Raw genomic sequence first — 12122 nt, forward strand, 5'->3', positions numbered from 1 at the left:
TCATTTAATGCCAAAATTAAAGCATTCAGGGCTCAATTTAGAGGAGTAAGAGATATTGACTTCTTCTTATACAGATTGACTAAACTTTATGCATAAACACAACTTTTGAGATTGATCCGATATTGGCTTCTTCTTATACAGATTGACTAAACTTTATGCATAAACACAACTTTTGAGATTGATCCGGAATGCCTCGGGTTCTTCTTGATTATATATTGGTGAATGGATCCCCTAAATTCTCTATCATTACTAAAGATTCTACTTGGCATTATACTATTATCACAAATGAATTATATTGTGGTTAAAAACACAGACTTATATAAAAGCGAAAAGCGATACCTAATGATATCGCTTTTCAATCCCCTTAAAAAGTAAATTTCTCTACTTGTATTCTTGTTTTTAAAATTCCATAACCTAAAGGTTATAAGAAAAAAGCCAGTCAATGACTGGCTTCTCTGCTCCCTCTCTTGGGCTCGAACCAAGGACCCTCTGATTAACAGTCAGATGCTCTAACCAACTGAGCTAAGAAGGAAGGTGATATATTACCTTTATTGCGATGCAAATATAAAACGTTTTTTCATTCTTGCAAACACAACAAGCTTTTTTTTATTATTTTTTTACTTACCGAAGATGGCTTTATAAATATCGTTACCATTAGCGAACAGCAACAAACCTATAAGTATAAAGAAACCAATCATTTGTGCTTTCTCTAAGAACTTATCACTTGGTTTACGTCCCGAGATCATCTCATATAATAAAAACATTACATGCCCACCATCTAGTGCAGGGATAGGCAACAAGTTCATTACACCAAGCATAATAGATAGCATCGCTGTAATTCCCCAGAAAACTTGCCAACTCCAGAACTGTGGGAAAATATCATAGATAGCTTTAAACCCACCTACTCCTTTATAAGCACCTGTTTCAGGCTGTATAATTTTCTTTAACTGTCCGAAGTAACTAACTACTCTATCTTTACCCATATGCAATCCTGCAGGAATAGCTTCTACTAAAGAATACTCTTCTCTACTGATCTCATACAGTCCAAGTTTTTGTAAATTATCAAATGGTAATGCAGGAGCATAGTATGTCTCCATCTTACCTTCTGCATTTACATTAACATTAACTGTCATGTCTTTTCCATCACGGTTAACAACTACAGGAATAGTCTTTCCTTTATTCTCTTCTAGAACAGGAGCTACCATATCAAAAAATGGAGTATCAATTCCATTAATTGACTTTACTATATCCTTTAGGGCTAATGTCTTTTCATTAATAGAATTCTCACCGAATCCAGAAACTACAAAAGGTATACGCAATCCAATAAAACCATTCCCTTTATTTTCAGTAATTTGTCCTAGAAAGTTAACAGGTAGCTTTATGTGTTCTACTACACCATTGCGTTCAACTTCTATATCATCCCCCATAAGAATAGCTTCAGGAAGACTATTAAACTTCACAATCTCCTTGCCATCCACAGTTAAAACCTTATCACCTGTCTTAAGACCTGCCTCCTCTAATATTGGGTTTTGTACCCAAATACCATGATTAATATCTTTATTAGCAATATATGATTCACCATAAGTATAAGCCATACCTATATATATAAGGAAAGCTAGAATAAAGTTAACTGTAACTCCACCAAGCATAATAATCAAACGTTGCCAAGCTGGTTTAGATCTAAACTCCCATGGTTGAGGCTCACCTGCTAGTTGATCAGTATCCATACTTTCATCCACCATACCAGATATCTTTACATATCCTCCTAAAGGTAGCCAACCAATTCCGTAAACTGTATCTCCAATCTTCTTTTTAAAGAGTGAAAACTTAACATCAAAAAACAAGTAAAACTTCTCTACACGTGTTTTAAAAAGTTTAGCAGGAATAAAATGCCCTAACTCGTGTAAGATAATTAACAAAGACAAACTCAATAAGAATTGAGATAATTTAATAAGTATATCCATTTTTATTTTTTACAAACTGTAATATTATTAAGACAAAAGTAAAATTTTACTTTAACTAATCTTACATTTTTTTAATTCAAGGCTTAAATTATCAATTCTTTCACATAAATCAAGAGAAGCACCTCGATATAAACCCATAAAAGGAACCTAAATACAAGGTACACAGAATAACCACTACTACACAATATTGATTTAAAAAAACCAAAAAACTACCCAATAAAATGCATATTGTTAGATAAAAGGCACAAAGAGGTAGGTAAAATAGCTGTTAATAGAAAACTATTTTCTAACTTTGCTTTACAATTAATATTTTATAATATGTTACAGATAGGTTTTATTAGAGAAAATCAAGATCAGGTAGTGAAAGGACTTGCCAAAAGAAATCTTGATGTTGCTGATTTGCTAAAAGAAGTGCTTGAATTAGATGAGAAAAGAAGAAGCACACAGGTGGAGTTAGACAATGTATTAGCAGAATCTAATAAACTATCCAAAAGTATCGGTGAGTTAATGAAGAGTGGTGAGAAAGCGAAAGCAGAACTTATCAAAGAAAAAACTTCTAACCTACGTGATCAAAGCAAACAATTAAATGAAGAACTTAATAGTGTATCTGCATTATTAACAGAGAAACTATATACTATACCTAACGTACCTACAGATATCGTACCTGCAGGTAAAGATGCTGATGATAACTTAAATGTATTCGAAGCTGGTGAAGTACCAACATTACATGAAGGAGCAATGCCTCACTGGGAACTTGCTAAAAAGTACGACATTATCGACTTCGAACTAGGTAATAAAATCACTGGAGCAGGATTTCCCGTATATAAAGGTAAAGGAGCTCGCTTACAGAGAGCATTAATCTCTTACTTCTTAGATAAAAATACAGGAGCAGGATATAATGAATACCAAGTGCCTCACTTGATTAATGAAGCATCAGGATTCGGTACAGGACAGTTGCCAGATAAAGAAGGACAAATGTATCACTCTACAGTTGATGATTTATACTTAATCCCAACGGCAGAGGTACCGGTAACAAATATCTTTAGAGATGTAATCTTACAGGAAAGCGAACTACCAGTTATGTGTACTGCTTATACACCATGTTTCCGTAGAGAGGCTGGATCATATGGAGCACACGTAAGAGGTCTTAACCGTCTTCACCAATTTGACAAAGTAGAGATCGTACGTATCGAACACCCAGATAATTCTTATAAAGCTTTAGATGGAATGGTAGAACATATTAAAGGTCTATTAAACGAGTTAAAACTGCCATACAGAATCTTGAGATTATGTGGTGGAGATATGGGATTCACATCTGCACTGACTTATGACTTCGAAGTATTCTCTACAGCACAAGACAGATGGTTAGAAATAAGCTCTGTATCAAACTTCGAGACATTCCAAGCGAATAGACTGAAACTAAGATTTAGAGATAAAGACGGAAAGAACCAACTAGCTCACACATTAAACGGTAGCTCACTAGCGTTACCACGTGTTCTAGCAGGTATCTTAGAAAACTACCAAACTCCAAAAGGAATCGTAATACCAGAAGTACTACGTCCTTATACAGGATTTGATATCATAGACTAATTACTAAGTCAATTTAAAAATATAATCTTATAACTAAAAGCACCAAATACTAGTAAACAGAGTTTTGGTGCTTTTTTTATCTTTGCACAATTAAAATAATTCCGCTTATCTAAATTATGATTATTTATAACGTTACAATTAATATACATGAGACTGCCCACGACACGTGGATGCAATGGACAAAGAATGCTTATATACCTGCGATGCTTGCTACTGGTAAGTTTGATAAAGCACGTATCATAAAAGTATTAATTGAAGAAGAAATGGGAGGTAAAACTTATTCTCTTCAATTTGAAACAACAAATAAAGAAAGACTTGACCAATTCTACAAAGAAGACTTTGATCGTTTTGAGAACGAAGCGAAGAAGTTATTTGGAGAACTAATGTTGACATTTAAGACAGAGCTAGAATTAATTAGCGAACACTAATAAAATACCAATGGATAAAGTAAAAGCAAAAAAGCATTTAGGACAACACTTCCTAACTGATGAGAGTGTAGCAAAGAATATCGCTGATACCCTAACCTTAGAAGGTTATAAGAAAGTATTAGAGATAGGTCCAGGTATGGGAGTACTGACTAAATATATCTTAGATAAACCAATAGAGACATTCGTAGTAGAGATAGATACTGAATCTGTAGACTATTTAGGGGCACACTATCCTAAACTTCACGATCACATCTTCGCCCAGGATTTCTTAAAATTCGATATTGTACGTGCTTTTAACCAAGAGCCGTTCGCTGTTATCGGTAACTTTCCTTATAACATCTCAACACAGATCGTGTTTAGAGCATTAGAATTAAGAGATTATATCCCTGAGTTCTCAGGAATGTTCCAAAAAGAAGTAGCACAACGTATCTGTGAGAAAAAAGGAACTAAAGCTTATGGTATTCTATCTGTATTAACACAAGCATTTTTTGAAACTGAATATCTATTCACTGTAGACGAGCATGTGTTTAACCCACCTCCGAAAGTTAAATCTGGAGTACTGCGTATGCGTAGAAAAGAAGACTATAGCTTACCATGTAACGAGAGACTGTTCTTCACTGTAGTAAAAACAGCTTTTAATCAACGAAGAAAAACACTTCGTAATAGCTTAAAAACCTATAATCTACCTGAAGAAATCAGAGCACAAGAAGTATTTAATCTAAGACCAGAACAATTAGACTATAAACAATTTATAGAACTAACTAAGATAATAGAAGCCTATGGAGTTTAAAATCAGTAAAGAATCTTTACAACAATTCGAAGAATTAATAGCTGAAAACAATGAACAAGGATTATTAGAAATCCTTAAAGACATACACTATGCCGATATAGCGGAGATTATGAATGAGCTTTCTGTAGAGGAAGCCATATACTTATTCGATATATTAGATAGTGAAGTCACAGCCGAAATACTTCTAGAATTAGATGAAGACGTCCGTGAAAAGATCTTAAAGAATCTGTCCCCTAAAGAAATTGCGGAGGAGTTAGATGAATTAGACACGGATGATGCTGCTGATATTATCTCCGAATTACCTGAAGACAAAAAAGAAGAAGTTCTTTCTGAGCTAGAAGATTTAGAACACGCGAAAGACATTGTTGAGCTTTTGCGCTATGACGAAGACACAGCAGGGGGACTTATGGCGAAAGAGTTTGTATCTGTCAATGAGAATTGGTCAATACTAACTTGTGTAAAAGAAATGCGTAAACAAGCAGAGAATGTATCACGCGTTCACTCTATTTATGTATTAGATGACGATGGTCGTCTAAAAGGAAGGCTATCACTTAAAGATTTACTTACATCTTCAACTACTACACATATTAGTGACGTATATATACGTAACGTAGATTATGTAAAAGTAGACACTAAAGATGTAGAGGTAGCCCGTATAATGCAGAAGTATGACTTAGAGGCTATCCCTGTAGTAGATGAGATGGGACGCTTAGTTGGTCGTATTACGATAGATGATATCGTAGACGTTATTAAGGAAGAAGCTGATAAAGATTATCAGTTAGCTGCGGGTATCTCACAAGATGTAGAGGCTAATGATAGTATCTTAATGCTTACGCGTGCGAGATTGCCATGGTTAGTATTAGCTATGATCGGAGGATTCGTCGCTGTTAATGTTTCAAGAAGTTTTGAAGGAGCGATGGAGAAGTTCGGAGTATTATTCTTCTTTACTCCCCTTATTGCAGCGATGGCAGGGAATGTAGGAGTACAATCTTCTGCTATTATCGTACAGGGATTAGCGAATAACACCATCACTGGTTCGATATGGAAACGTTTAGGAAAGGAAGTAACACTTAGTTTACTAAATGGTTTCTTACTAGCTATCTTGATGATGTTAGGTAGTCATTTCTTATTAGGAGTGGACTACATCATCGGTATTACCGTTTCTATTGCTTTAATAAGTGTTATTATTATCGCCAGTCTTATCGGTACTTTCGTGCCTATTTTTCTAAATAAATACGGTATAGACCCCGCATTAGCTACTGGTCCATTTATAACAACAAGTAATGACATCTTTGGTATCTTGATATATTTCTCTATTGCCAAGGCTATTTTAGGGTTTTAAGTTCCTAATTTACACAACTAGATTATTAAAATGAATACTAAGAAAGTACTACATATCGACAGTAACCATCCTTTAATGATTACTCAGTTAGCTGCGCTAGGTTATACTAACGTAGAAAACTATACGACTACAAAAGCGGAGATAGAGGATATTATCCATGAATATGAAGGAATCATCATTCGAAGTCGCTTCTCTATAGACCAATCATTCCTAGAAAAAGCAACTAATCTAAAGTTCATCGGCCGTGTCGGTGCAGGACTAGAGAATATAGACTGTATGTATGCAGAAAGCAAAGGCATCGCACTTATCGCAGCTCCCGAAGGCAATAGATCAGCTGTAGGAGAACATGCTTTAGGGATGTTATTAAGTCTAATGAACAAGCTCAATCTAGTAGATCAAGAAGTAAGACAGGGTATCTGGATACGTGAGGGAAATAGAGGATTCGAGATTGAAGGTAAGACAGTAGGTATTATAGGATATGGCAATATGGGTAATGCTTTCGCTAAACGTCTTCAAGGATTCGACTGCGAAGTCATCTTTTATGACCTAAAAGATGGTCTTGAAAATCAATATGCGAAACAAGTATCCCTACAAGAGCTACAAGAGAAAGCTGATATATTAAGTCTACACACCCCTCAGACATCTGAGACAATGTACTTAATTAATGAATCATTTATTAACAGCTTTGCTAAACCTTTTTGGTTTGTTAATACCGCTAGAGGAAAATCTGTTAATACAACTGACTTAGTCAATGCTTTAAAATCAGGAAAAGTAAGAGGTGCTGCACTAGATGTACTAGAATACGAGAAGTCTTCATTTGAGAATATGTTCTCTGACAATAGTCTACCTGAACCTATGCAATACTTAATCCAAGCAAAGAATGTACTGTTATCTCCACATATAGCGGGATGGACATTCGAAAGCAAAGAGAAACTAGCACAAGTAATTATCGATAAGATCAAATTACTCTAATATTAAATAACAAAATATCATATCAAAAGGCTTTATTCTGTGGAATAAAGCCTTTTTTATTTTCCAATCAGTATTTTATAATCTTCACTTACTCTACCAACAAAAAAGAGCCCCTTTATGGAGCTCTCTATTATATATAATTTCTTATTTTTTGTTTTGTTCTTCTTGGATTTTGCGTTCTAGCTCAGCTTCGAACTCCTCCATTACAGGTTTTACTGTACTTTCAGGTAAGTCTGAAATCTTGATATACATCAGACCATCGATAGCATTATTAAACAGTGGATCCACATTAAATGCAATAACCTTAGCATTTTGTTTAATGTATTTCTTGATTAATACTGGCACTCTCAACTTCCCTGGCTCAACATCCTCAATGATTTTATCAAATTTGTTTAGATCCGCCTCAGCATCTCCGAATATTAGATCCTTCTCACTATCCTTCAAGTTTACCTTATACTCCATCTTCGGTGTTACATACTGTGCGATGTACGGATCGAAGTAGTGAGATCTCATAAACTCTATCATTAACGATTTAGAGAAATCAGAGAACTGATTACTAATACTCACCCCTCCTATTAGGAACTTATGTTCTGGATATCTCAGCGTAGTATGTATGATCCCCTTCCATAATAAGAACAGAGGCATAGGCTTCTGCTGATACTCTTTAATGATAAATGCACGTCCCATCTCTATAGACTGCGCCATCATAGGGTATAACTCAGACTCAAATCGGAACAACTCATTAAGGTAAAACCCGTTAATCCCGTACTTCTTATATATCTCAGCACCTAATCCCATACGGTAAGCTCCACAGATCTTCTCTGTCTCACTGTCCCATAAGAACATATGATGATAATACTTATCGTATTTATCAAGATCAAGTTCATTATTCGTTCCCTCGCCTACTTCTCTAAAAGTAATCTCTCTAAGACGACCTAGTTCAGTAAGGATATGAGGTATCTTATCAGACTTACACAAGAAAATCTCGTAGTTCTTAGTTTGTAGTAAGCGATGATCACCCTCTCTAAGCGCATTAACCTCTTCTAATATCTTTTCTTTTGGTTGTGGTTCGATGATATCTTTCACACTCTTTGGAAATTTGAAATTAAATGAAGGTACTTTAATCCACTTACGGGTATCTTCATCTTTATAAGCGTTTGATAAAAGATATGTTTTAAAACGCAAGAAGTTACCATAATCATTGATATCGTAGTGCTCATTCTGTTCTTCTACAGATATAGATCTACCGATTCTTACTTTGATTACACGGTTTTTCTGTGTTAATAATTCAGAAGGCAACTTTGCTGTACGCAACGTAGGATTTATCTTTGACAAGAAATAGAATAACTTACTATTTGTTGCATGAAAATAAATAGGCACTACAGGTACATTTGCTTTCTTTATTAACTTAATAGCACCTTCTTCCCAAGGTTTATCTACTACAAGTTTATCATCTTGATAAGTAGAAACCTCTCCTGCTGGAAAAATACCTAAAGGTTTGCCATCACTTAAGTGTCTTAATGTATCTTTTAACCCTATAACGCTAGATTTAGCATCCTTATTGTTTTCGAATGGATTCACTGGCATAATATAAGGCTTCAGTGGCTCAATTCTATGCAATAAGAAATTAGCGATTATCTTAAAGTCAGGGTCATGCTCTAACATTAATTTTAATAACAAAATACCATCTATTCCTCCTAATGGATGATTAGAAATGGTAACATATGGCCCTTTTTTAGGCAGTCTTTTAAGTTCTTCTGGATCTATTTCAAATTCAATTTGAAACTCTTCTAAGATAGCATTTAAGAAATCTAAGTTTGTCAAATGCTTATTGCGGTCGTAAATTTTGTTTAACGTAGTGATTTTTAGCGTTTTCATCAACAACCATCCTGAGAAAGTTCCTAATACGCCGTATTTATCTAAGTTAATTGCTTTTGCTACTTCCTTCGCCGTTACTAACCCCATTAAAATTCAAAATTAAGTAATACAAATATACTAAAATCTTTAGCTATTCCATTTTATTTTATCAGACATGACATATTAAAGCTAAAAAAGCGTTTATAAAATATATAAATATCTGATTAAAACAAAGATAAGACATTTAATCAAAACATATATTTTTTCTATTTTTGATTTTTCAAATTACTTAAATATTATACATGAAAGTTATCTCATATAATGTCAACGGCATTCGCGCTGCAATAAACAAAGGTTTTATAGACTGGATACAAGAAGAAAACCCAGATGTCATCTGTCTTCAAGAAATAAAAGCAAAAGAAGATCAAGTACCTGTGGCGGATATCGCAGCAGCTGGATACCCATATCAGTACTACTATCCTGCTCAGAAACCTGGATATAGCGGTGTAGCTATCTTGTGTAAAAAAGAACCTAATAACGTCGTATTCGGAACAGGAATAGACTATATGGACTTTGAAGGACGCAACGTTAGAGTAGACTTTGATACAGTCTCAGTAATGTCTCTATATCTACCTTCTGCTTCTAATATAGAGAGACTAGATTTTAAATATAAGTATATGGATGATTTCTTTACTTATATAGATGCTCTTAAAAAAGAAATTCCAAATCTTATCATCTGTGGTGACTATAACATCTGTCACGAGGCTATCGATATTCACGATCCTATCCGCAATGCTAAAGTTTCAGGATTCTTACCAGAAGAACGTGCATGGTTAGACAAGTTTATCAATAATGGCTTTATAGACAGCTTCCGTATGTTTAATACAGAACCTCATAACTATAGCTGGTGGACATACAGAGCTAATGCACGTAATAATAACAAAGGATGGAGAATAGACTACCACTTAGTAACTGAGCCATTAAGAGCGAAGATTAAACATGCGACTATTCTGCCAGACGTTAAGCACTCTGATCACTGCCCTATCTTAGTTGAAATAGATGCTTAAATATACCCACTAAAAAAAAACAAATATGATAGCTATAAAACGTATTGGTTTAGGATTACTAGCCGTTGCAATGTTCTCTTCTTGTGTAACTAGAAAGCTTTATAACGAATTAGATCAACAATATAAAGATGCTCTAGCAGAAAACGAAAGAGTTAATGGTGAACTAGATCTAATGAATAGTTCAAACACAGATTTAGAGAATATTAAACGCAAACTAGCTGACCAACTAAAAGAGCTTCAGCAAGAGCGAAGTAATCTAAATGCTGAGATTTCAGCTGCTCAAAACAAATTAAAGGACTTAGAAAGCTCATATAATAATCTTGAACAACACAGTACAGAGACGCTAAAAGCTGAGGCAGCACGCCTAGCAAAAGCAAAAACTGAACTTGAAGCTAAATCAAAACGAGTAGCAGAGCTAGAGAGTATCTTGGCTGCTAATGATAAACAAATGCGTACTTTAAAAGACAATTTGTCTAGCGCACTTAATGCTTTTGAAGGAAGAGGATTAACCATCGAACAGAAGAACGGAAAAGTCTATGTTTCTATGGAGAACAAACTACTGTTCAAATCTGGTAGCTGGACTATCAGTGATGAGGGTAAAGGTGCTGTAGTCGAACTAGGAAAGGTATTAGCGGATAATCCGGACATCACTGTACTAATAGAAGGACATACTGATAACGATAAGATACTAGGTAATCTAGGTGAGGGAATAAAGACCAATTGGGATCTATCTACTAAACGTGCTTTAACTATCGTATCTATACTAGAACAAACTCCAAGTATAGATAAACGCAATCTTACTGCCGCAGGTAGAAGTGAATTCGCTCCTCTAATGAGTAACAATACTCCTGAGGGAAAAGCAAAAAACAGACGTATAGAAGTAATCCTAACGCCTAACTTAGATAAAATCAACTCAATGTTGAATCAATTGTAATCTGATTACAAGTTAATATATCAAGTCCTCTGAAGGGTATTCAGGGGACTTTTGTATTTAGATAAGTCTACCTTATTTCTATTAAATGAAGATTCTTTTACATACATAATAGTTTTTTAGCAATATATAGAGGCTCTTCTATGGACAACTTCATTACGATTCATTGTCAGCATATACATTGTAATCTTCATCAATACTAACGAAAAACCAAGCATTAAACATTCCCCAAAAATGAACATCTAGTTTAGGAGCTCTATCTTTAAACCAAAAAAATCCAAATGTTTTATCTACTTCATAAGCATCAATTGCTAGATAAGAACCTGCTCCATTATGAAAAACACCAATACTTTGATTAAGTTTAGTTTGTAATACATCAGCATTCTCTAGTTCTTCTAACACACCCCACTCATCCTCTCCTAAGATAGTCAAATTCACTATCGGAGAAAGCCCATTTGATTGTGAAGGGTAATAAACCCACCCATCGTGTAGTTCTTCATAAATAACTTTAACGTCATCAGGTAATGCTGCCCATAACTCAACTATACCACTATTATTCATCATATTCTTAATAGGTAATCTCCCTTGATAATAAGAAGTTTCTCCTTTTGAATTTGACATTATATACAATAGTGAATACTCCTCCCTATCTTCAATTAACAAAACATCCAAAAGGTTTTTATATAAGAACCTATTAACTTCTCTCAACTGTCCATTATACTTACTCCACTCATTTAAAATCACCTTTAGCTTATCCTCCTTTGTCGTAGAATTAAAAGCTTCTTTCCAATAAGTAGGTAATTCTTCATTATCAATAAATATTTGCTGAGGCTCTAAAATAATAGTAACCTCTTTATTAAACCTCCATAAAAAACTTAAAACTTCTTCCATAAATAATTTATTACAGCACTCTAAAATACGAAATAAGTGCTTAAAACGTATAAAAATCATTCCTTTTTAGAACAACTCTACAATAATATTACAAATATAATTTCTCAGAAACATCCAAAACAGAACTCCTCTTAACCCTATATTTATCAGTACTTACAAGCATGAAAAAACAGTGACCCGTCCTGAAAAAACTGTACAGTTTTAAATACCCATAAGAAATGGAAAAGTCAATAGAAAAAAAAGTAAAACAGCGCTATCATCAGGAATTCATTAAAAAGGTAGTGAAGGAA

The 12122-nt window shown here is 34.4% G+C and carries 10 protein-coding genes, 1 tRNA gene and 1 pseudogene; 8 read left to right on the forward strand and 4 right to left on the reverse strand.

The window, feature by feature from the left end; translation table 11 throughout:
- A pseudogene (locus tag CF599_RS20015) lies at nucleotides 1–96 on the forward strand (transposase); the annotation flags it as partial.
- Nucleotides 97–458: 362 nt separating this feature from the next.
- Here the strand turns inward: CF599_RS20015 and CF599_RS18670 are convergent.
- Nucleotides 459–532: transfer RNA gene (locus CF599_RS18670), tRNA-Asn, on the reverse strand.
- 85 nt (nucleotides 533–617) lie between these two features.
- Nucleotides 618–1964: an RIP metalloprotease RseP gene (gene rseP, locus CF599_RS18675; RefSeq protein WP_121967442.1), complete on the reverse strand. Its 1347-nt coding sequence runs from the start codon at nucleotides 1962–1964 to the stop codon at nucleotides 618–620.
- A 318-nt stretch (nucleotides 1965–2282) separates the two neighbouring features.
- Here rseP and serS point away from each other — a divergent pair, with 318 nt between their 5' ends.
- The 5 genes from serS to CF599_RS18700 all read left to right on the forward strand — a co-directional run bounded on the left by serS (nucleotide 2283) and on the right by CF599_RS18700 (nucleotide 7086).
- Nucleotides 2283–3554: a serine--tRNA ligase gene (serS, locus tag CF599_RS18680; protein WP_121967450.1), complete on the forward strand. Its 1272-nt coding sequence runs from the start codon at nucleotides 2283–2285 to the stop codon at nucleotides 3552–3554.
- A 116-nt stretch (nucleotides 3555–3670) separates the two neighbouring features.
- On the forward strand, nucleotides 3671–3982 hold the full coding sequence (locus CF599_RS18685; RefSeq protein WP_121967443.1) for a DUF4286 family protein: 312 nt from the start codon (nucleotides 3671–3673) through the stop codon (nucleotides 3980–3982).
- 10 nt (nucleotides 3983–3992) lie between these two features.
- Nucleotides 3993–4772: a 16S rRNA (adenine(1518)-N(6)/adenine(1519)-N(6))-dimethyltransferase RsmA gene (gene rsmA / locus CF599_RS18690; RefSeq protein WP_121967444.1), complete on the forward strand. Its 780-nt coding sequence runs from the start codon at nucleotides 3993–3995 to the stop codon at nucleotides 4770–4772.
- Nucleotides 4762–6114 (forward strand): magnesium transporter, encoded by a 1353-nt coding sequence (mgtE, locus tag CF599_RS18695; RefSeq protein ID WP_121967445.1) that lies wholly within the window; start codon nucleotides 4762–4764, stop codon nucleotides 6112–6114. The genes rsmA and mgtE overlap by 11 nt, the downstream gene beginning before the upstream one ends.
- A gap of 30 nt (nucleotides 6115–6144) precedes the next feature.
- Complete coding sequence (locus tag CF599_RS18700) at nucleotides 6145–7086, forward strand: 2-hydroxyacid dehydrogenase (protein ID WP_121967446.1); 942 nt, start codon at nucleotides 6145–6147, stop codon at nucleotides 7084–7086.
- A 144-nt stretch (nucleotides 7087–7230) separates the two neighbouring features.
- Here the strand turns inward: CF599_RS18700 and CF599_RS18705 are convergent, their stop codons facing one another.
- On the reverse strand, nucleotides 7231–9051 hold the full coding sequence (locus tag CF599_RS18705) for a lysophospholipid acyltransferase family protein (RefSeq protein WP_121967447.1): 1821 nt from the start codon (nucleotides 9049–9051) through the stop codon (nucleotides 7231–7233).
- 194 nt (nucleotides 9052–9245) lie between these two features.
- Between CF599_RS18705 and CF599_RS18710 the strand changes: the two genes are divergently transcribed.
- Entirely contained in the window at nucleotides 9246–10010 is a 765-nt protein-coding gene (locus CF599_RS18710) for an exodeoxyribonuclease III (RefSeq protein ID WP_121967448.1), read from the forward strand.
- A 28-nt stretch (nucleotides 10011–10038) separates the two neighbouring features.
- Nucleotides 10039–10944 (forward strand): OmpA family protein, encoded by a 906-nt coding sequence (locus CF599_RS18715; protein WP_121967451.1) that lies wholly within the window; start codon nucleotides 10039–10041, stop codon nucleotides 10942–10944.
- A gap of 153 nt (nucleotides 10945–11097) precedes the next feature.
- Here CF599_RS18715 and CF599_RS18720 read toward each other — a convergent pair whose 3' ends face one another.
- Nucleotides 11098–11832 carry a hypothetical protein gene (locus tag CF599_RS18720; RefSeq protein ID WP_143824838.1) on the reverse strand — a complete coding sequence of 245 codons (735 nt, stop codon included), beginning with the start codon at nucleotides 11830–11832 and terminating at the stop codon, nucleotides 11098–11100.
- Nucleotides 11833–12122 lie beyond the last annotated feature (290 nt).

Source organism: Myroides sp. N17-2, from assembly GCF_002286775.1.
Taxonomy (GTDB): domain Bacteria; phylum Bacteroidota; class Bacteroidia; order Flavobacteriales; family Flavobacteriaceae; genus Flavobacterium.

Bases quoted from the DNA above. Each gene is read 5' to 3' on its own strand.
- mgtE (WP_121967445.1), top strand. From the start codon at position 4,762: ATGGAGTTTAAAATCAGTAAAGAATCTTTACAACAATTCGAAGAATTA.
- rsmA (WP_121967444.1), top strand. From the start codon at position 3,993: ATGGATAAAGTAAAAGCAAAAAAGCATTTAGGACAACACTTCCTAACT.
- CF599_RS18685 (WP_121967443.1), top strand. From the start codon at position 3,671: ATGATTATTTATAACGTTACAATTAATATACATGAGACTGCCCACGAC.
- CF599_RS18720 (WP_143824838.1), bottom strand. From the start codon at position 11,832: ATGGAAGAAGTTTTAAGTTTTTTATGGAGGTTTAATAAAGAGGTTACT.
- CF599_RS18700 (WP_121967446.1), top strand. From the start codon at position 6,145: ATGAATACTAAGAAAGTACTACATATCGACAGTAACCATCCTTTAATG.
- serS (WP_121967450.1), top strand. From the start codon at position 2,283: ATGTTACAGATAGGTTTTATTAGAGAAAATCAAGATCAGGTAGTGAAA.
- CF599_RS18710 (WP_121967448.1), top strand. From the start codon at position 9,246: ATGAAAGTTATCTCATATAATGTCAACGGCATTCGCGCTGCAATAAAC.
- CF599_RS18705 (WP_121967447.1), bottom strand. From the start codon at position 9,051: ATGGGGTTAGTAACGGCGAAGGAAGTAGCAAAAGCAATTAACTTAGAT.
- rseP (WP_121967442.1), bottom strand. From the start codon at position 1,964: ATGGATATACTTATTAAATTATCTCAATTCTTATTGAGTTTGTCTTTG.